At 63.0% G+C, this 19213-nt stretch carries 17 protein-coding genes; 5 read left to right on the plus strand and 12 right to left on the minus strand.

All coding sequences use genetic code 11. The annotated features are described in order from the left end of the window. Positions 1 to 55: 55 nt before the first annotated feature. Positions 56 to 2722, minus strand: a complete 2667-nt coding sequence (gene alaS / locus NKI06_RS02180; RefSeq protein WP_286442831.1) for an alanine--tRNA ligase — start codon at positions 2720 to 2722, stop codon at positions 56 to 58. Positions 2723 to 2995: 273 nt separating this feature from the next. Then, positions 2996 to 4099, minus strand: coding sequence for a recombinase RecA (recA, locus tag NKI06_RS02185; RefSeq protein ID WP_023669117.1), 1104 nt, complete (start codon positions 4097 to 4099; stop codon positions 2996 to 2998). A gap of 282 nt (positions 4100 to 4381) precedes the next feature. Here recA and NKI06_RS02190 point away from each other — a divergent pair, with 282 nt between their 5' ends. Both NKI06_RS02190 and NKI06_RS02195 read left to right on the plus strand, forming a co-directional pair. Continuing rightward, positions 4382 to 5326 (plus strand): carbohydrate kinase family protein, encoded by a 945-nt coding sequence (locus NKI06_RS02190; protein WP_023709317.1) that lies wholly within the window; start codon positions 4382 to 4384, stop codon positions 5324 to 5326. 70 nt (positions 5327 to 5396) lie between these two features. Continuing rightward, positions 5397 to 6314 carry a pseudouridine-5'-phosphate glycosidase gene (locus NKI06_RS02195; protein WP_023748562.1) on the plus strand — a complete coding sequence of 306 codons (918 nt, stop codon included), beginning with the start codon at positions 5397 to 5399 and terminating at the stop codon, positions 6312 to 6314. 202 nt (positions 6315 to 6516) lie between these two features. On the opposite strand, the gene NKI06_RS02200 is transcribed toward NKI06_RS02195, so the two are convergent. Beyond that, the gene (locus tag NKI06_RS02200; protein WP_023669120.1) at positions 6517 to 6840 is read right to left on the minus strand and encodes a TfoX/Sxy family protein; all 324 of its coding nucleotides are present in this window, start codon (positions 6838 to 6840) and stop codon (positions 6517 to 6519) included. Positions 6841 to 6923: 83 nt separating this feature from the next. On the opposite strand from NKI06_RS02200, the gene NKI06_RS02205 reads away from it, so the two are divergent. Continuing rightward, positions 6924 to 7421, plus strand: coding sequence for a GFA family protein (locus NKI06_RS02205; RefSeq protein WP_023697559.1), 498 nt, complete (start codon positions 6924 to 6926; stop codon positions 7419 to 7421). Positions 7422 to 7570: 149 nt separating this feature from the next. On the opposite strand, the gene sufA is transcribed toward NKI06_RS02205, so the two are convergent. From sufA to NKI06_RS02240, 7 genes are all read right to left on the minus strand, one after another. After that, positions 7571 to 7951 carry a Fe-S cluster assembly scaffold SufA gene (sufA, locus tag NKI06_RS02210; RefSeq protein WP_013532156.1) on the minus strand — a complete coding sequence of 127 codons (381 nt, stop codon included), beginning with the start codon at positions 7949 to 7951 and terminating at the stop codon, positions 7571 to 7573. 105 nt (positions 7952 to 8056) lie between these two features. Then, entirely contained in the window at positions 8057 to 8443 is a 387-nt protein-coding gene (locus NKI06_RS02215) for an SUF system Fe-S cluster assembly protein (protein WP_023669122.1), read from the minus strand. A 21-nt stretch (positions 8444 to 8464) separates the two neighbouring features. Further along, positions 8465 to 9706 carry a cysteine desulfurase gene (locus NKI06_RS02220; RefSeq protein WP_352983780.1) on the minus strand — a complete coding sequence of 414 codons (1242 nt, stop codon included), beginning with the start codon at positions 9704 to 9706 and terminating at the stop codon, positions 8465 to 8467. 137 nt (positions 9707 to 9843) lie between these two features. After that, positions 9844 to 11112, minus strand: coding sequence for a Fe-S cluster assembly protein SufD (gene sufD / locus NKI06_RS02225; RefSeq protein ID WP_023700862.1), 1269 nt, complete (start codon positions 11110 to 11112; stop codon positions 9844 to 9846). Positions 11113 to 11155: 43 nt separating this feature from the next. Continuing rightward, positions 11156 to 11911 carry a Fe-S cluster assembly ATPase SufC gene (sufC, locus tag NKI06_RS02230; RefSeq protein WP_023711504.1) on the minus strand — a complete coding sequence of 252 codons (756 nt, stop codon included), beginning with the start codon at positions 11909 to 11911 and terminating at the stop codon, positions 11156 to 11158. Between the two features lie 27 nt (positions 11912 to 11938). Further along, entirely contained in the window at positions 11939 to 13456 is a 1518-nt protein-coding gene (gene sufB / locus NKI06_RS02235) for a Fe-S cluster assembly protein SufB (protein ID WP_023706434.1), read from the minus strand. A gap of 187 nt (positions 13457 to 13643) precedes the next feature. Next, on the minus strand, positions 13644 to 14807 hold the full coding sequence (locus NKI06_RS02240; protein ID WP_352624546.1) for a cysteine desulfurase family protein: 1164 nt from the start codon (positions 14805 to 14807) through the stop codon (positions 13644 to 13646). A gap of 255 nt (positions 14808 to 15062) precedes the next feature. Here NKI06_RS02240 and NKI06_RS02245 point away from each other — a divergent pair, with 255 nt between their 5' ends. Then, the gene (locus NKI06_RS02245) at positions 15063 to 15737 is read left to right on the plus strand and encodes an alpha/beta hydrolase (protein WP_023669128.1); all 675 of its coding nucleotides are present in this window, start codon (positions 15063 to 15065) and stop codon (positions 15735 to 15737) included. 211 nt (positions 15738 to 15948) lie between these two features. Beyond that, a complete protein-coding gene (locus NKI06_RS02250) occupies positions 15949 to 16596 on the plus strand; it encodes an FMN-binding negative transcriptional regulator (RefSeq protein ID WP_352983785.1) in 648 nt (215 codons plus the stop codon). A gap of 38 nt (positions 16597 to 16634) precedes the next feature. Here NKI06_RS02250 and NKI06_RS02255 read toward each other — a convergent pair whose 3' ends face one another. After that, complete coding sequence (locus tag NKI06_RS02255; RefSeq protein WP_352983788.1) at positions 16635 to 17495, minus strand: phosphatase PAP2 family protein; 861 nt, start codon at positions 17493 to 17495, stop codon at positions 16635 to 16637. Positions 17496 to 17561: 66 nt separating this feature from the next. Beyond that, positions 17562 to 19205, minus strand: coding sequence for an ArnT family glycosyltransferase (locus NKI06_RS02260; RefSeq protein ID WP_352983791.1), 1644 nt, complete (start codon positions 19203 to 19205; stop codon positions 17562 to 17564). Positions 19206 to 19213 lie beyond the last annotated feature (8 nt).

Below are 19213 nucleotides of genomic sequence, written 5' to 3' on the forward strand. Positions count from 1 at the left end.
ACGGCGGCGAAGGCCGGAAAGCCGCACACAAACCAGATACGACATAGGGTGGCTTTCAGGCTGCCTCCAGCGCCGCCCTCACCGCGGCGATCGCATCATTGGCCTTCGAGGCGTCCGGGCCGCCGGCTTGCGCCATGTCGGGCCGTCCGCCACCGCCCTGCCCGCCCAATGCGGCCGAGGCAACGCGCACAAGATCGACAGCGCTGAAGCGGCCGACGAGATCGTCCGTCACTGCGACCACGACGCTTGCCTTGTTGTCTTCGCCCGCACCGACGAAGACGACGACGCCTGAGCCGAGCGAAGTCTTGCCGGCATCGGCCAGCGGCTTCAAATCCTTCGGCGACACGCCGGAAACCGCTTTGCCGAGGAAGCCGATACCGGCGACGGTTTCGGTGGTGGCCGGAGCATCGGCCGCGGCACCACCGCCCAGCGCGAGTTTCTTGCGGGCTTCGCTCAGTTCCTTCTCGAGCTTCTTGCGTTCCTCGAGCAGCGCCTCGACACGCGCCGGCACGTCGGCCGGCGAAATCTTCAGCACAGCCGCCGTCGCCTTCAGGCGCCTGTCCTGCTCGTCGAGATATTTTCGTGCGGCTTCGCCGGTCAGCGCCTCGATGCGGCGCACGCCGGCGGCGACCGCGCTGTCGGAGACGACACGGACCAGACCAATATCGCCGGTCGCCCGGACATGGGTGCCACCGCAGAGCTCGACCGAATAGGGCCGGTTGGCCTTGGCGCCATGCACGCCGGTGCCCATCGAAACGACACGCACCTCGTCACCATATTTCTCGCCGAACAGCGCCATGGCGCCCTCGGCAATGGCGTCATCGACCGACATCAGGCGCGTCGTCACCGGGCTGTTCTGGACGACGATTTCGTTGGCCATGCGCTCGACCTCTTCGAGATCTTCGGCCGAGATCGGCTTGTTGTGCGAGATGTCGAAGCGCAGGCGCTCGGGCGCGACCAGCGAACCTTTCTGCGCGACATGGGTGCCCAGCACCTCGCGCAGCGCCTCATGGATCAGATGCGTTGCCGAATGGTTGGCACGCAGCCGGGTGCGGCGCGCATGGTCAACCTTCAGCTCGACGGCTGCACCTGGCTTGACCGTGCCGTTCGTCACCTTGCCCAGATGCACGAACAGGCCGTCGGCCTTTTTCTGCGTGTCGGAAACCTCGATCGAGAAACCTTCGCCGGAGATGATGCCGGTGTCGCCCATCTGGCCGCCCGACTCGCCATAGAACGGCGTCTGGTTGACGACCACCGCCACCGCGTCGCCCTTGCCGGCGCTATCGACTGTCTTGCCGTCCTTGACCAGGGCCTGGATGAGGCCTTCCGCCTGTTCGGTCTCGTAGCCGAGGAATTCGGTGGCGCCGGCCTTCTCGCGTACAGAAAACCAGATGGTCTCGGTGGCCGCGTCGCCGGAGCCAGCCCAATGCTTGCGCGCTTCGGCCTTCTGCTGCTCCATCGCATGGGTGAAGCCGGCAAGGTCGACCGAGATGTTGCGCTGGCGCAGTGCGTCCTGCGTCAGATCGAGCGGGAAGCCGTACGTGTCATAGAGCTTGAACGCCGTCTCGCCATCCAGCATATCGCCGGCGTGCAGCGTATCCGTCGCCTCCGAGAGCAGGCCGAGGCCGCGCACCAGCGTCTTGCGGAAGCGTGTCTCCTCGAGCTTCAGCGTCTCGGTAATCAGCTGTTCGCCGCGCAGCAGTTCGGGATAGGCCTGGCCCATCTCACGCACTAGCGCCGGCACCAGCTTCCACATCAACGGCTCCTTGGCGCCGAGCAACTGCGCATGGCGCATGGCGCGGCGCATGATGCGGCGCAGCACATAGCCGCGGCCTTCGTTCGACGGCAGCACGCCGTCGGCAACCAGGAAGGAGGACGAGCGCAGATGATCGGCAATGACGCGGAAGGAGGCGACCGTCTCCTTGTCCGGGCCCTGCCCGAGCGCTGACGAGGCCGCATCGATCAGATGACGGAACAGGTCGGTCTCGAAGACGCTCTCCACCCCTTGCAGGATGGAGGCCATGCGCTCCAGGCCCATGCCGGTGTCGATCGACGGCCGCGGCAGGTCGATGCGCTCATCCTTGGTGACCTGCTCATATTGCATGAACACCAGGTTCCAGAATTCAAGGAAGCGGTCGCCGTCCTCCTCCGGGCTGCCGGGAGGGCCGCCCCAGATGTGCTCGCCACGGTCGATGAAGATTTCCGAGCACGGCCCGCACGGTCCGGTGTCGCCCATAGCCCAGAAATTGTCGGAGGTCGGGATGCGGATGATGCGGTCATCGGAGAAACCGGCGATCTTCTTCCAGAAGCCGGCCGCCTCGTCATCGGTGTGATAGACGGTGACCAGCAGCTTGTCCTTGTTCAGCCCGAACTCCTTGGTGATCAGGTTCCAGGCCAGTTCGATGGCGCGCTCCTTGAAATAGTCGCCGAAGGAGAAATTGCCGAGCATTTCGAAGAAGGTCAGATGGCGCGCGGTGTAGCCGACATTGTCGAGGTCGTTGTGCTTGCCGCCGGCGCGCACGCTTTTCTGCGCGGTGGTGGCGCGCGAATAGGACCGCTTCTCCAGGCCGGTGAAGACGTTCTTGAACTGCACCATGCCGGCATTGGTGAACATCAGCGTCGGGTCGTTGCGCGGCACCAGCGGGCTCGAGGCCACGACCTCGTGGCCCTCCTTGCGGAAATAGTCGAGGAATGTCGACCGGATCTCGTTCACGCCACTCATGACTGCTGCCTTTTCGCGAAAACCGCCGGCACGGCCGGCGGACACTGGTCTCTGCTTTTTAGAAGATTGACTTGGCCTTTTAGCGGGCACGCCCCACCCTGTCCAGAAACACGGAATTGGGCCATCCCGGCAACTGCCAAGCCGGCTTCACGCTGCCCAAAAACGAAAACCGCCGGCGCGAAGGCCGGCGGTTTGAAACGCAATACTAAAGAACTCGGTTACTTAAGCATCGGATAATAGACTCGATTTTTATGGCCGAACTCTGGCCGTGCCCTACATGGCGCCGGATTCTTCCTCGAAGCCGTCGTCGCTTTCGCCGCGCTCGGGGCCGCCATTTTCAAGAAATTTCTCGGCGATCAGCCCGGCATTCTGCCGCAGCGCAAGTTCGATCTCACGCGCCGTGTCGGGATTGTCGCGCAGGAACAGTTTGGCGTTTTCGCGACCTTGGCCGAGACGCTGCGAATTGTAGGAGAACCAGGCGCCGGACTTCTCGACCACGCCGGCCTTGACGCCGAGATCGACCAGTTCGCCGGTCTTGGAGACGCCCTCGCCATACATGATGTCGAACTCGACCACCTTGAAGGGCGGCGCCAGCTTGTTCTTGACCACCTTGACGCGGGTCTGGTTGCCGACGACCTCGTCGCGGTCCTTGACCGAGCCGATGCGGCGGATGTCGAGGCGCACCGAAGCGTAGAATTTCAGCGCGTTGCCGCCGGTCGTGGTTTCCGGCGAACCGAACATGACGCCGATCTTCATGCGGATCTGGTTGATGAAGATGACCATGGTGTTGGAGCGCGAGATCGAGGCGGTCAGCTTGCGCAGCGCCTGGCTCATCAGACGAGCCTGGAGACCGGGCAGCGAATCGCCCATCTCGCCCTCGATTTCAGCGCGCGGCGTCAGTGCCGCCACCGAATCGACGACCAGCACATCGATGGCGCCGGAACGCACCAGCGTGTCGCAGATTTCAAGTGCCTGCTCGCCGGTGTCGGGCTGCGAGATCAGCAGGTTTTCGAGGTCGACGCCGAGCTTGCGGGCATAGACCGGGTCGAGCGCATGCTCGGCATCGACAAAGGCGCAGATGCCGCCTTTCTTCTGGGCTTCCGCCACCGTATGCAGCGCCAGCGTCGTCTTGCCCGAGCTTTCCGGCCCGTAGATCTCGACAATGCGGCCGCGCGGCAGGCCGCCGACGCCAAGCGCGATGTCGAGGCCCAGCGATCCGGTCGGCACGGTTTCGATCTCGACGACCTGCTCATTGGCGCCAAGCCGCATGATCGAGCCCTTGCCGAAGGCGCGCTCGATTTGCGACAGCGCCGCGTCCAGAGCCTTTGATTTGTCCACCGCTTTGTCCTCTACAAGCCGCAAAGAATTCTGAGCCATGATACATCACCCCTTGGTCGTCAATGAAGGCCGGACAATCCGTAATCCCTGCCCATTTTGTACTACTTTTGTTCTCGTTTGGCAAGAGGGATCAAATAACTGAAAAACAATCATTATCCGGATTTGTTCTTTTTTTGTCTCGTGGTTTGGTTTTCGGACGCGTTCCGCATTGGGCCAGATGCTCCGGCTGTTTCGATCGGCCGAATCGCCGGCTCGCCTGCGAAGCTCGGTCGCACAGCCTAGCGCTTGTGCGGCTCGAATAACAAAGGTCATATCGCCGGCATGGTGAAATCAGCAAAGATACTGGCGGTGGGCGGCGCCCATATCGATCGCCGCGGCCAGGTGTCGGGTACGTACGTGCCCGCGGCGTCCAACCCCGGCACGATGCGCGAGGATGTCGGCGGCGGCGTATTCAACGCGCTGCGCAGCCTGGTGCGGCGCGGCGTCTCGGCCTCGCTTTTGTCGGTGCGCGGCGGCGATGCCTCGGCCGAGACGGTTGCGCGCGCCATCGCCGACTCCGGCATTGCCGACCTGTCGGCGGTTTTCCTCGACCGCACGACGCCGAGCTACACGGCGCTGATCGATCGCGACGGCGAGCTGATCACCGGCTTTGCCGATATGGCGCTCTACGATTTGGCGTTCCCCAAGCAGATCCGCCGCTCCAAGGTGCGCGAGGTGGTCGCCGAGGCCGATGCGGTGCTCTGCGACGCCAATCTGCCATCAACGGCGCTGGAGCGGCTGGTGGGGCTCGCCGCCGGCAAGCCGGTGTTCGCCATTGCCATTTCGCCGGCCAAGGTGGTGCGGCTGATACCGGTGCTGAAGGAACTCGCGCAGGTCTTCATGAACCGGCGCGAGGCCATGGTGCTGGCCGGCGTCGATGCCAATGCCACCGAGCGCGAGACCGTCGACGGACTGCGCTGCAGCGGCCTCACCAGTGGCGTGGTGACGGCGGGCGACGGCCCGGTGCTGGGATTCGACGAAGCCGGCGCCTTCTCTATCCTGCCGCCGGCGCCGAGAAAAGTCGCCGACGTCACCGGCGCCGGCGACGCGCTGGCCGGCGCCACCATCGCTGCCCTGCTGCGCGGCCTGCCCCTGCGCCAGGCATTGCGCGAGGGCGTTGCCGCCGCCACGCTGGCCATTGAAAGCGCCGACGCGGTTCCGGCCTTCACGATTGCGACCTTCACTGAGGCACTGGCTCTTGTGCCCGACGCGCAGGAAATGGCATGAGGGCGGCCAATTGCCATTGCCGGAGCGCGACGTCCAAGCGGACGCGCGGATCTCCGGATCGGAGACCATCATGACACCGCAAAGCGCCCGCCCCTTCATCGACCTCCACGCGCCCGTGGCCGAGGCGCTCGCCGCTGGCCGCCCCGTCGTGGCGCTGGAAAGCACCATCATCACCCATGGCATGCCTTACCCCGACAATGGCGCCATGGCCGCCAATGTCGAAAAGATCATCCTGGACAATGGCGCGGTGCCGGCGACGATCGCCGTGGTCGCCGGCCGCATCAAGATCGGACTGTCCGACGGCGAGCGCGAGTCGCTGGCCATGACCGGCGATGCCATGAAGCTGTCGCGCGCCGACCTCGGCTTTGCGGTGGCGCAAGGCCGCACCGGCGGCACCACGGTCGCCGCCACCATGATCGCCGCTGACATGGTCGGGATAAAGGTGTTCGCCACCGGCGGCATTGGCGGCGTCCACAAGGGCGCGGAAAAGAGCTTCGACATCTCGGCCGATCTCGACGAGTTGGCGCGCACGCCGGTCATCGTCGTCTCGGCCGGCGCCAAGGCGATCCTCGACATCGAAAAGACGCTGGAAGTGCTGGAGACGCGCGGCGTGCCGGTGATTGGCCATGGCTGCGAGACGATGCCGGCCTTCTGGTCGCGGCATTCGCCGTTCCGCGCGCCGCTGACCCTGCACAGACCGGAAGAGATCGCGCATTTCTACAAGACCAGGGCGGCACTTGGCCTGGTCGGCGGCATGCTGATCGCCAACCCGGTGCCGCAGGACGATGAAATCCCGGCCGACGAGATGGCCGGCTATATCGAGGCCGCGCAGAAGGCGGCGGAAGTGCAGAATGTGACCGGAAAGGCGGTGACGCCGTTCCTGTTGGGCAAAATCCTCGAACTGACCGGCGGCCGGAGCTTGAAGACCAACATCGCGCTGGTCGAGAACAATGCGCGGTTGGCGGCGAGGATTGCGACGGCGCTGTAGGATCGCCTACGTCGGCGGGACAGCACCCCCCTCTGGCCTGCCGGCCATCTCCCCCGCAAGGAGGGAGATTAACAGCTTAGCCGCAGGCTCCCATTTTCAACGTTGGTGATTGGCGAAGGCCAATGTGACAACTGATCTCCCCCTTGCGGGGGAGATGTCCGGCAGGACAGAGGGGGGTGGGAAGAAACGCGGCGGTCCCGGTTCACTTCCCCGCCCTTCGTCCCGCCTCATACGCCCGGCGCGCCCACACCCTCATCTCGTCAGGATCATCAAACGCGTCGTCGGGAATGCTCCAGTACGGCATCGCGACCAGCTTGCCGTGGCGGGTGCCGGTATAGGTCCATTGCTTGCAGCCGGCTGCTTCGAAGTCGGGCGCGCTTTGCTCGTCAGCCTTGAGCAGCAATTCGCCGCGCAGCACGATGGCGACGATGACGCCGTCGAAATAGATACCCTTGCCGCCGAACAGTTTTCGGATACTGACCGGGCCGAGGCCTTCGAACAGTTCTTCGATGCGTTCATTGTCCATGCCGCAATCATGTCACCGGGCTTGCCATGGCTGCAACCAAAAACCATGCTGGCAAGTTGAGAGCCATCCGTCGGAGTTCTGTCATGCCGCTGCTGCTCAAGGGATCCTGCCGCTGCGATGCCGTCCATTTCGAGGTGGAGAGCAACACGCCGGTGCCGTTCATGCTGTGCTACTGCTCGATCTGCCGCAAGCAGCAGGGCGGCGGCGGCTTCGCCATCAATCTCGGCGCCGATTACAAGACGCTGAAAATCAAGGGCAAGCGCAATCTCGGCGTCTACCAGGCCGAGATCGCGGACGACGAGCATCCAAAGTGCGAGATTTCGACGGGCGAGCGCAATTTCTGCAAGAAGTGCGGTTCGGCGCTCTGGCTCTACGATCCGACATGGCCGGACCTGGTCCACCCCTTCGCCTCGGCAATCGACAGCGAGTTGCCGAAACCGCCGGAGAAGGTGCATCTGATGTTGAAATACAAGGCGAGCTGGGTCGAGCCGGTGATCGGCAAAAAGGACAAGGTCTTCGACGTCTATCCCGAGGAATCGATCGCCGACTGGCACAAGCGGACGAAGATGTGGGTGAAGTAAGCAGGGAGGCGCGGAGCGCGACTTCCGATGGTCAGCGCTGCCCCTCATCCGGCCCTTCGGGCCGTTCGTCATTCGAAAAGCCAAGCAATTGGCTTTTCGCCCGCTGCGCGGACCATTCCTCACCTCCCCGTGAACGGGGAGAAGGAAGATCAGGCCGAAGCGCGCGCCTCAGCCAGCGCCTTCAGGTCGGCGGGCTTCAGTTCGACGGATTCGCCGCAGCCGCAGGCCGAACTCTGGTTCGGGTTGTGGAAGGTGAAGCCGGTGCGCAGCGTGGTCTGCTCGAAATCCATCTCGGTGCCGAACAGGAAAAGGGCAGCCTCGGGCGCGACATAGACATGCGCGCCGTCGCGTTCGATATGGTCGTCCTTGGTATTGGGCTCGGTCACCAGGTCGACCGTGTATTCCATGCCGGCGCAGCCGCCCTTCTTGATGCCGAGGCGAATGCCATGCGCATTGTCGCGCGTGGCGACGATCTCGCGCACCCGGTCGGCGGCCTTTTCGGTCATCGTGATGACGGCGAAGCGTCCCATTCTTTTTCCTCTTCCATTCCATGCAGGTTCAAGGCCTGCCGAATGATTCCTCACCTAAAATGGTGAAGTTTTACCACTGGTGCAAGTGCACCAACCTCAGTCAACCTAGTACCAGCCCACCGCCACCTGCGCCTCTTCCGACATGCGGTCGGGCGACCAGGGCGGGTCGAAGGTCATGTTGACCTCGACGCCGGAGACGCCTTCGACGGCGCCGACGGCGTTTTCCACCCAGCCGGGCATTTCGCCGGCCACCGGACAGCCGGGCGCGGTCAGCGTCATGTCGATCTTGACCGCGCGGTTGTCCTCGATGTCGATCTTGTAGATGAGGCCGAGCTCATAGATGTCGGCCGGTATTTCCGGGTCATAGACCGTCTTCAGCGCCGAGACGATGTCGTCGGTCAGCCGCGCCAGCTCGTCGGCGGGAATGGCCGAGGCGGAAACCAGCGGATTGACGGCCGCTTCCGGCGCGGTGGTGTGGCTCGCATCATCCATGGTCGTCATCCAAAGAACCTGTCACCCGAAGAACTTGCGCGCTTTTTCCAGCGCATCGGCCAAAGCGTCGACTTCGGCCCTGGTATTATACATGCCGAACGATGCCCTGCATGTGGAGGTTACGCCAAAGCGTTTCAACAGCGGCTGGGCGCAATGGGTGCCCGCGCGGACGGCAACACCTTGCCTGTCTATCACCATCGACACGTCATGGGCATGAATGCCCTGCAATTCGAAGGAAATGATGGCGCCCTTGTCCGGCGCGTCGCCGAAGATGCGCAGCGAGTTGATGGCGCGCAGCCGTTCATGCGCATAGGTCTTGAGATCGGCCTCATGCGCGGCAATGCGCTCGCGGCCAACCTTTTCCATATATTCCAATGCTGCACCGAGCCCGATCGCCTGCACGATCGGCGGCGTGCCGGCCTCGAAGCGGTGCGGCGGCTCGTTGTAGGTGACGATGTCTTCAGTCACCTCCTCGATCATTTCGCCTCCGCCCATGAAGGGGCGCATGGCCGAGAGAATATCCTTCTTGCCGTAAAGCACGCCGATGCCGGACGGCCCGTAAACCTTGTGGCCGGTGAAGACGAAGAAATCGCAGTCGAGGTCCTGCACGTCGATCGGCATGTGCACGGCGCTCTGGCTGCCGTCGACAAGTACGGGAATTCCACGCGAATGCGCGATGCGCACGATTTCCTTGATCGGCGTTACCGTGCCCAGCGCGTTCGACATATGCGTGATGGCGACGAGCTTGGTCTTGTCGGTCAGGCGCTTTTCGAATTCCTCGATGTGGAAGATGCCGAGATCGTCGACCGGCACCCAGACCAGCTTGGCGCCCTGCCGTTCCCGGATGAAATGCCACGGCACGATGTTGGAGTGGTGCTCCATGATCGACAGCACGATCTCGTCGCCCGCGCCGATATTGGGCATGCCATAGCCGTAAGCGACGGTGTTGATGGCGGCTGTCGTGTTCGAGGTGAAGACGATGTTGTCGGTGCTTGGCGCGTTGAGGAAGCGACGCACCGCCTCGCGCGCCTTCTCATAGGCGTCGGTTGCGGCATTGGACAGGAAATGCAGGCCGCGATGGACGTTGGCGTATTCCTGGGAATAGGCGTGCTGGATCGTATCCAGCACCACCTGCGGCTTCTGCGCCGAGGCGCCATTGTCGAGATAGACCAGCGGTTTGCCGTAGACTTCGCGCGACAGGATCGGGAAGTCGCGGCGGATCGCCTCGACGTCGTATGGGGTGGTTTCGATCTTCTGGTCCATTACAAGCTCTCTTGAGGCACCGCCTCGCTTCGTCACGCACCCCTCATCCGACCGAGCTTCGCTCGGCCATCGCCCGGGGCGAGTCACTTGCCTCGCCCGTCCTTCGGACCCCACAAGGGGAGAAGGGAAAGAGGCGCTTACCCGTGCGCCACAAACCAGTCGTCCAGCCTTGTTTCCAGGGCCTCGACGATGGTTTCGTCGTCCAGTTCCTCGATCACTTCGGCGACGAACGCCTTGACCAGCAGGCCACGGGCGCTCTTCTCGTCGATGCCGCGCGCCATCAGGTAGAACAGATGGTTGTGGTCGATCTCGGTAACGGTCGCGCCGTGGCCGCAGATGACGTCGTCGGCGAAGATTTCCAGCTCCGGCTTGGTCGAGAACTCGCCATCATCCGACAAAAGCAGCGTGTTGCAGGCCATCTTGGCGTTGGTCTTCTGCGCGTATTGGTGGACGTTGATGCGGCCCTGGAAGACGCCGCGCGCCTTGCCGGTCACCACATTGCGGATCACTTCCGTCGATGTCGTATGCGGCACGGCATGGTCGAGCACCATGGTCACGTCGGTGTGGGTGTCGCCGGCCAGAAGGTTGATGCCGCGCAATTTGAAATCGGCGCCTTCGCCCGTGGTCTTCACCACGATCTCCTGGCGCACAAGCTTGCCGCCGGCATTCATGAAGAACAGCGTCAGCTTCGAATTCTTGCCGAGATGCGCCTTGAACTGCGCCAGATGGGTGGCCGTTTCCGGCTGTTCCTGGATGATCAGCCAGGTCACCTCGGCGCCCTCGCCCAACACCAGCTGGCTGACGGAGCTGGCCAGAGCCGCGCCCTCGCCCGCCTGACGCTCGACGATCGCAGCCTTGGCGCCGGCGCCGACACGCACGGGAAAGCGCACATGGGTCTGTCCGCCGGCTTGCAGGTTCTGCAATTCGATCGGCTTTTCCAGTGCTGCGCCATCGGCGATGTCGACGAAATAGCCGTCGGCGACGAAAGCAGTGTTCAGCGCGCCGATGGCGTCATCGCTGCCATAGGGCTCGAGGCCGGGTGCAATCGAGCCGTCGGTCAGCTTTTCCGACAGGCGCTGGATCGTCACGCCCTCGATCGCGGGGAATTTCGCACTCGAGACGCCGTTCAGAACCGCCAGCACGGCGGAACCTTCGACGATGGGCGTTAGCGTTTTGGCGGCGGCCGTCGGATCGAATGCCGGCACCGCGGTCAACAGCCGGCGCAGGTCAGTGTAATGCCAGGATTCGATGCGCCGCGTCGGCAGCCCGTGCTTGATTGCCTCAATGGCGTCGTCGCGCTTCAGCATCACCGCGCCGTCACCCGGCAGCAACGACAGACGCTCGCCAAAGGCGTCGATCAGCGCCGTTTCGGCCTGCGTGCGCTGGGGTTGTGTATGCATATTCATCAGTTTTGCCCCGCCTTTCAGCATAAAATGGCCTTCTGGCGTCTCACGCGGCTTCGCCGATCACGCCGGCATAGCCATTGGCTTCGAGATCGAGCGCCAGCGACTTGTCGCCGGACTTGATCACCTGGCCCTTGTATAGGACGTGCACGCTATCGGGCACGATGTGCTCGAGCAGGCGCTGGTAGTGGGTGATGACGATGATGGCACGGTCGGCCGAACGCAGCGCGTTGACGCCGTCCGAGACGATCTTCAGCGCATCGATGTCGAGGCCGGAATCGGTCTCGTCGAGCACGCAGAGCTTTGGCTCCAGCAGCTTCATCTGCAGGATCTCGGCCCGCTTCTTCTCGCCGCCGGAAAAGCCGACATTGAGCGGCCGCTTGAGCATCGCCATCTCCATCGAGAGCGAGGCTGCCGCCTCTTTCACCCGCTTCAAAAATTCCGGGATCTTCAGCGGCTCCTCGCCGCGCGCCTTGCGCTGCTCGTTCATCGCCACTTTCAGGAATTCCATGGTCGCGACGCCAGGTATCTCCATCGGATACTGGAAGGCGAGGAAGATGCCCGCGGTGGCGCGCTCGGCCGGATCCATTTCGAGGATCGACTGGCCGTTATAGAGGATGTCGCCTTCGGTGACCTCATAGTCCTCACGGCCGGCGAGGATGTAGGACAGCGTCGATTTGCCCGAGCCGTTCGGACCCATGATGGCAGCGACCTCGCCGTTTTTCACCGTCAGGTTCAGGCCGCGGATGATCTCGGTGCCGTCATCGACGATGCGGGCATGCAGGTTCTTGATCTCAAGCATTTTTTCTTTCCTGGATATATTGTCCGGTCAGCCGACCGAGCCCTCGAGGCTGATGCCGATAAGCTTCTGCGCTTCGACCGCGAACTCCATCGGCAGCTGCTGGATGACATCCTTGACGAAGCCGTTGACGATCAGCGCGATCGCCTCCTCTTCCGGGATGCCGCGCTGCATGACGTAGAACTTCTGGTCCTCGGAAATCTTTGACGTCGTCGCCTCATGCTCGAACTGCGCCGTCGAGTTCTTGGCTTCCATGTAGGGCACGGTGTGCGCGCCGCACTGGTCGCCGATCAGGAGACTATCGCAATTGGTGAAGTTGCGGGCGTTGGTCGCCTTGCGGTGCGCCGAGACCTGGCCGCGATAGGTGTTCTGCGAGAAGCCGGCGGCAATGCCCTTGGAGATGATGCGGCTCGACGTGTTCTTGCCGAGATGGATCATCTTGGTGCCGCTATCGACCTGCTGGTAGCCGTTCGACACAGCGATCGAATAGAACTCGCCGGAGGAATCGTCGCCGCGCAGGATGCAGCTGGGATATTTCCAGGTGATCGCCGAACCGGTCTCGACCTGCGTCCACGAGATCTTCGAACGGTGGCCGCGGCAGTCGCCGCGCTTGGTGACGAAATTGTAGATGCCGCCCTTGCCCTCGGCATCGCCGGGGTACCAGTTCTGCACCGTCGAATATTTGATCTCGGCATCGTCGAGCGCCACCAGTTCGACGACGGCGGCATGCAGCTGGTTCTCGTCGCGCTGCGGCGCCGTGCAGCCTTCGAGATAGGAGACGTAAGCCCCCTCCTCGGCGATGATCAGCGTGCGCTCGAACTGGCCGGTGTTCTTCTCGTTCATGCGGAAATAGGTCGACAGCTCCATCGGGCAGCGCACGCCCTTGGGCACGAAGACGAACGAGCCGTCGGTGAAGACAGCCGAATTCAGCGTGGCGTAGAAATTGTCGGATGTCGGCACGACCGAGCCGAGATATTTCTGCACCAGCTCCGGATGCTCGCGGATGGCTTCCGAGATCGAGCAGAAGATGACGCCGGCCTGCGCCAGTTCCTTCTTGAAGGTGGTGACGACGGAAACGGAATCAAACACCGCGTCGACGGCGACACGGCCCGATTTGTAGACGTTGTCGCTGGGCTCCTCGAGATCGGAGACGTCGGTTTTCTGCACGCCGGCGAGGATTTCTTGTTCCCGCAGCGGAATGCCGAGCTTCTCGTAGACCTTCAACAGCTCGGGATCGACGTCGCTCAGCGAGGTCGGGCCGGGCGTGCTCTTGGGCGCCGCGTAGTAATAGAGGTCCTGAAAATCGATCTTCGGATAATGGACGCGCGCCCAGGTCGGCTCTTCCAGCGTCAGCCAGCGCCGATAGGCTTCCAGACGCCATTCCAGCATCCAGGACGGTTCATCCTTCTTGGCCGAGATGAAGCGAATAATGTCTTCGCTCAGGCCCTTGGGGGCCTTGTCCATCGCGATCTCTGTCTGGAATCCGTATTTGTACTGGTCGACGTCGATCTTTCGGACCCGATCGATCGTGTCCTGCACAGCAGGCATAAGCGTTCTCCATCCACGCCGGGGTCAAGGCCCGACAGTTTTCAAACTATGGCATCGCCGAGGGCTGCCCATGAGGCGCCGAAGGCGGCGTAAGTTTCATATAGTGCGTCTCGGCCGGGAATTCACCCGGCCACTTGCAAACGCACGGCTCTACCAGGCCGCGAGGCCTGAATTCTTTGTCGCCGCCTCAGGCGGCTTGTTCCCTGCCCGCCCGGCGCTGGGCAATACCGGCCAGCGCAGCACGGAACAGTTCGATATCCCCGGCACTCGTTGCGTGGCCGATGGACACGCGCAAAGCGCCCAGGCTGTCGCCGTAACCCATGGCTTTCAACACATGGCTCGGCCCGACCTTGCCCGACGAACAGGCCGATCCCGCCGACAGCGCAACGCCAGCCAGATCGAAAGCGATCTGCGCCGTCTCGGCCTTGATGCCGGGAATAGCGAAGAATGTCGTATTGGCAAGCCTTGGCGCGCCGGTTCCGAAGATTTCTGCGTCCGGCACCAGTGTTTTGATGATGGTTTCGACCTCGCCGCGCCGGTGCGCGAGCGTATCGACATGGTTCAGTCCAGCCAAAGCCTGCCGCGCCGCGGCGCCAAAGCCGGCGATGGCCGCCAGGTTTTCGGTGCCGCCGCGATGGCCCTTTTCCTGGCCGCCGCCATTGATCAGCGGCTTCGGCATCATCAGATCGGCTGCCGCAACGACGGCGCCGACACCCTTGGGGCCGCCGATCTTGTGCGAAGACAGAATCAAATAGTCGGCGTAAGCCGCCGACATATCGATGGGACCACGGCCCGCAGCCTGCACCGCGTCGACCACCAGAATGCCGCCCGCCGCCTTGACGATTGCAGCGATTGCCTCGATCGGCTGGATGACGCCGGTCTCGTTGTTGGCGGCATGGATCGCGACCAACGGCAGGCCTTCGGCCTTGTCATGCGCGGCCAGAGCGGCTGTCAGCTGAGCGAGGTCGGCAATGCCATCGGCGTCGACGCCGATCCGCGAAACCTGTGTTGCCGGGAAGCGGCCGCCGTTCAACAGGCAAGGGTGGTCGGCCTCGCACACATAGAGCCGGCTCATGCGCACCGTGCCACGGCCCATCTGCCAATCCGGCGTCAGCAGCGTCGATGCGGCTTCCGTCGCGCCCGAGGTGAAGACGACATGCTCGGCCTTGGCGCCGACAAGTGCTGCCACATCGCGCCGGGCAGTGTCGATCAGGCGCCGCGCCGCGCGCCCCTCGGCATGCACCGACGACGGATTGGCGACGAGATCGAGCGCGGCAATCATCGCCTCGCGCGCCTCGGTAATGAGCGGCGCGCTGGCATTGTAGTCGAGATAGGCGCGTGCTGCGGCCATTTTCACCCAATCGATCCCGTCAAGACCCTTTCCGCAAGGATAGCGCGTTATTTCCTTGAAATTGCAAGGCAAGACGTCCTATTTACGCGGCTTGCGGCGAGGATGGCCGGGCCGTCACGGCTGGCTATCCAGTTTTGAACAATTCTAAACTAGCTTCTAAGAAGACGCTTGCCCTGCGTCAAGGCCCGGAAGGGCTGGGGCTGGAGTAAGAGTTGTTCCGGGCGCCGCGCATTCGTATGCCATTTGGAGTAGTTCATGCCTGAGGTCATTTTCACCGGTCCGGCCGGCCGCCTGGAGGGCCGCTACCAGCCTTCCAAGGAAAAGAGCGCGCCGATTGCCATCGTGTTGCATCCGCACCCGCAATTCGGCGGCACGATGAACAACAAGATCGTCTATGACCTCTTCTACATGTTCCAGAAGCGCGATTTCACCACGCTTCGCTTCAACTTCCGCGGCATCGGCCGCAGCCAGGGCGAATTCGACCACGGCACCGGCGAATTGTCGGATGCCGCCGCAGCGCTCGACTGGGTGCAGTCGCTGCATCCGGATTCCAAGAGCTGCTGGGTGGCCGGTTATTCCTTCGGCTCCTGGATCGGCATGCAGCTTCTGATGCGCCGGCCCGAGATCGAGGGCTTCATCTCGATCGCGCCGCAGCCAAACACCTATGATTTCTCGTTCCTGGCGCCCTGCCCGTCATCGGGTCTGATCATCCATGGCGATGCCGACAAGGTGGCGCCGCCCAAGGATGTGCAGGGCCTGGTCGACAAGCTGCACACGCAAAAGGGCATCACCATCACGCAGAAGACCTTGCCAGGCGCCAACCACTTCTTCGCCAACGACGCCGATCTGCTGCTCGAGGAATGCGCCGACTATCTCGACCGACGGCTGGCCGGCGAATTGTCCGATCCGCGGCCGAAGCGGCTGCGCTAAGAGCAATTCCAGGAAAAGTGTAAACGGGTTTTCCGTCCGGAATTGCGTCAAAACAAAAACTCCCGGTCCGATGCCGTCACAGTCGTGCCCATCATGGGCGCGAAAATGCCATTTCGGCTGATCCAAACGGTGAAGCCAGCCTGACATGTGGCGCGGCTCGGCTGAACGGTGCACAATGCCGGTTCAGCAGCGCAAGAAGGCATGACCGATCATGTACCAGCCTCCCCATTTCCAGGAAACGCGGCCGGACGTCCTGCACGGGCTGATCCGGACGCATCCGCTGGGGTTGCTGATCTCCAACGGCGCCGATGGCCCGGTCGCCAATGCCATTCCCTTCCTGCTTGATGCCGAGGTTGGGCCGAATGGCCGGCTGCGCGCCCATCTGGCCAGGGCCAACCCGCAATGGCGTCAGCTGGCCGACAATCCGACATCGCCGGTGCTGGTCGTCTTCCAGGGCGCCGACGCCTATGTGACGCCGTCCTGGTACGAGACCAAGCGCGAGACCGGGAAGGTCGTGCCGACCTGGAACTACGCCATTGTCCAGGTGCAAGGAACGGTAAGAGTGATCGAGGATTCCGCCTGGATCGCGCAGCAGATCACCGAGCTGACGCTGTCGCAGGAAGGCGCCCGCGAGGCACCCTGGGCGGTGACCGATGCGCCGCCGACCTTCATCCAGTCGCAGATCAAGGGCATCATCGGGCTTGAGATCGAGATCGCCGAAATCAGCGGCAAGTGGAAAGTCAGCCAGAACCGGCCTGTCGCCGACCGCGTCGGTGTCGCCGAAGGGCTGGAGAAGGAAGCCGCCGGCGCGCCCGACATGGCTCGGCTGGTGCGGAGCTGGGGTGGCATCGACAGCTAGCTGGGGTGGTCTTAGATGGTTCCAAAGGCGTCAGCAATTCAGTTGCCTGCCGGCGCTGCTCCAATGCCGAAATTCGTCTGTCTCGGCGCATCGTTTTGGTTTGGTTTGCGAGCCCGACGGAATAGGCGGAACGTAGTTTTTGCCACCGGCAACCCCGACGCCGTGTAGCGGAAGATACATCCCAGCCGGCCAAGCACCATCGCGCAGACGATGGCAACAGCACAGCCAAGGCCGAATCCGGCGACAGTGTCGCTCGGATAGTGCGCGCCGATAAAGATTCGGGTCGATGCGACCGACAAGGTTGCAGCCAGCAGCACCCATCTGCGCTGGGGCAACAACAGCAGCGCAATGCCGAAAATGACGCCCATGGTCGTGGCATGGCCGGACGGGAAGCTGGCAAAGCGCGCCTCCAAGGAAAAAGGATGCAGCGACAGATCGCCGAGCTTGTCGAAATTCATCGGCCTGGCTCTGCCCACGCCATATTTCAGCACGTTGACGACCATGGCCGAGAGTGCGATCGAACCCAGCACCATGAAAGCAAAGCAGGTCCAGTTGTAGAAGGTCATCCGCGCGCGCCGGGAAAGGCTGCGCCAATCCGCCAGATTCGCCGCAATCAGCACCAGTACCGACGGGACAAGATACCAGCCGCCGAGGCCGAAGAAGGTAAAAAACGCGGCGATGCGAAAGACATTGGTCGACCCTGAAGCCCACTGCCTCGCCATGGTGCCCGCAAGATGGTCGAAACGGAGCGACACCGCGACCGTCAGCAAAAGCCAGGCCACCACCCAGACCGACCACAGGATTTTCGGGTAGCGCGCCGGGCGCGTCGCCAGGCGATGCCGTACAATCCCGAAAGTATCGCGGAAATTATCGACAGACTGCCGGAGCATGGCAGGCATAGCGGCACGCGCCGGTGATGGCGACTTCATCAACATGCGGAGCTCGGCGCGATCATTGAAGAGGTATCAGTTCGCCACACGGTACAGGCCGAGCGACAGTTTATCACCTGACGAATAGTTGATGCCGTCGATTTCAGCGACGCGGCTGGCCTTCTTGCCTTGCCCCGCCAGCAGGTCATCCAGCCGTTTTTGATCGCCGACCGGCGCAAGGCCCAGCGCGCAGGCCGGATCGCCAAGCAGATGTTGCGCAACCCCGTCGACATCGGTCAGTACCGTCTTTGTGCCCACCAGAAATACCAGGCTCGGTTCGTGATATTGCGCGGAGGCGAGCACGCTCATCTCACAGGGACGATCGGCGCGAACCGCAGCCTCGATTTCCCGGCTCATCCAAATCGGTTTCAGTGACGGCACGATGACACCGAACAGCAAGGCGTAGGTTATACCGGCGCAAACCGCAGCCCCGCCGATGCGGACCAGCGGCACCAGCTTCTGGCGCGAAACAGCGAGGTAGACGGCGCCCAATGCTGCCGCGGCGGCCGGAACGCTCCACCATAAAAATGTCTTCATGAGATAGATCGGCGCACCGACGCAAAGCACGGCGAGACCGACTGTCACCAGAACGGTGCCGAATGCGGTCGCCCACCACAGCCATGTCTGCCAGCGCCTGAGCGGCGCATTTGCCTCTTGTGGTGTCAGCGTCAAAAGCCAGCCGATGAGCAGGGCCATGCCGGGATAGGCCGGCAGCACATAATGCGGCAGTTTCGTCGGGATCAATTCGAAGACCAGCCAGAACGGAATGTACCAGGCGAGGCAGAAACGCAGGCGCGGATCGTCGCGCAATCGGTTGAGCGCCTGCAGTCCGGCGCCGAGCGCCACAAGGCCGAACGGCCACATGAACAGGCAATAGGTCAGCACGTAGAAGCCCGGCGGAACGCCGTGCGACTCCTCGCCTTGCGCGACCTTGCCGAGCATATCCTTGCCGACGGCCTGCTGCAGGAAGGCGCCGTTGCTCTTCCAGGTGATAAGGGCGAGCCAGGGCAGCACGATGAGCAGAACCAGAGCCAGCCCTCGCGCCGCTTTCAGCTTTGCCAGCCAGCGCCAATCGCGCTCGAAGGCAACCAGCGTGAGCACCGTCAGCGCCGACAGCAGCGGTGCAATCGGCCCCTTGATGAGGATCGCCGCCCCCTGCGCCGCCCAGAAAATCCACGGCAGATGGCCGGCGACCGGCTCGTCGCGGCGCGATGCCAGATAAATCTGCGCCAGCGCGCCTTGCGCCAGAACGCAGCAGGCAAGCAGCATCGCGTCGGTCTTGGCGTCGCGGCCCTCGAAGGCGGTGGCGAAAATCGCCGCCATGACCAGGCCGGCGGCAAGACCGGCATTGGCGCCGAACAGATTGGCCCCGGTCCAGGCGATTGCGACGACGGCGATGGCGATGCCCAGCGCCGAGATCAGCCGGTAGATCCAGATCGGCGCCTGTGCCCCCTCGCCGCTCAGCGTCACCGCCGCCGATTGCAGCCAGTAGATGCCGATCGGCTTCTGGTAGCGCGACGCGTCCTGGAAGCGGATGTCGACATAGTCGCCGGTCTCCGTCATCTGCTTGGTCGCCTGGACGAAGCGCGGCTCGTCGCGGTCGAGCGGCGGCATAGAGGCCAGTCCCGACGCCGTCATCATCAGGCTGAACAGGAAGAGAAAGATGTAGTTCCTGCTCATTTCGACAC

It is taken from the genome of Mesorhizobium sp. M0772 (assembly GCF_040320135.1).
Lineage (GTDB): Bacteria > Pseudomonadota > Alphaproteobacteria > Rhizobiales > Rhizobiaceae > Mesorhizobium.

Excerpts from the sequence above, each read along its gene's own strand:
- sufD (WP_023700862.1), bottom strand. The coding sequence starts at position 11,112 with ATGAATATGCATACACAACCCCAGCGCACGCAGGCCGAAACGGCGCTG.
- NKI06_RS02260 (WP_352983791.1), bottom strand. The coding sequence starts at position 19,205 with ATGAGCAGGAACTACATCTTTCTCTTCCTGTTCAGCCTGATGATGACG.
- NKI06_RS02190 (WP_023709317.1), top strand. The coding sequence starts at position 4,382 with ATGGTGAAATCAGCAAAGATACTGGCGGTGGGCGGCGCCCATATCGAT.
- NKI06_RS02220 (WP_352983780.1), bottom strand. The coding sequence starts at position 9,706 with ATGGACCAGAAGATCGAAACCACCCCATACGACGTCGAGGCGATCCGC.
- alaS (WP_286442831.1), bottom strand. The coding sequence starts at position 2,722 with ATGAGTGGCGTGAACGAGATCCGGTCGACATTCCTCGACTATTTCCGC.
- NKI06_RS02240 (WP_352624546.1), bottom strand. The coding sequence starts at position 14,807 with ATGGCCGCAGCACGCGCCTATCTCGACTACAATGCCAGCGCGCCGCTC.
- recA (WP_023669117.1), bottom strand. The coding sequence starts at position 4,099 with ATGGCTCAGAATTCTTTGCGGCTTGTAGAGGACAAAGCGGTGGACAAA.
- sufB (WP_023706434.1), bottom strand. The coding sequence starts at position 13,456 with ATGCCTGCTGTGCAGGACACGATCGATCGGGTCCGAAAGATCGACGTC.
- sufC (WP_023711504.1), bottom strand. The coding sequence starts at position 11,911 with ATGCTTGAGATCAAGAACCTGCATGCCCGCATCGTCGATGACGGCACC.
- NKI06_RS02215 (WP_023669122.1), bottom strand. The coding sequence starts at position 8,443 with ATGGATGATGCGAGCCACACCACCGCGCCGGAAGCGGCCGTCAATCCG.
- NKI06_RS02250 (WP_352983785.1), top strand. The coding sequence starts at position 15,949 with ATGTACCAGCCTCCCCATTTCCAGGAAACGCGGCCGGACGTCCTGCAC.
- sufA (WP_013532156.1), bottom strand. The coding sequence starts at position 7,951 with ATGGGACGCTTCGCCGTCATCACGATGACCGAAAAGGCCGCCGACCGG.
- NKI06_RS02200 (WP_023669120.1), bottom strand. The coding sequence starts at position 6,840 with ATGGACAATGAACGCATCGAAGAACTGTTCGAAGGCCTCGGCCCGGTC.
- NKI06_RS02245 (WP_023669128.1), top strand. The coding sequence starts at position 15,063 with ATGCCTGAGGTCATTTTCACCGGTCCGGCCGGCCGCCTGGAGGGCCGC.
- NKI06_RS02205 (WP_023697559.1), top strand. The coding sequence starts at position 6,924 with ATGCCGCTGCTGCTCAAGGGATCCTGCCGCTGCGATGCCGTCCATTTC.
- NKI06_RS02255 (WP_352983788.1), bottom strand. The coding sequence starts at position 17,495 with ATGCCTGCCATGCTCCGGCAGTCTGTCGATAATTTCCGCGATACTTTC.
- NKI06_RS02195 (WP_023748562.1), top strand. The coding sequence starts at position 5,397 with ATGACACCGCAAAGCGCCCGCCCCTTCATCGACCTCCACGCGCCCGTG.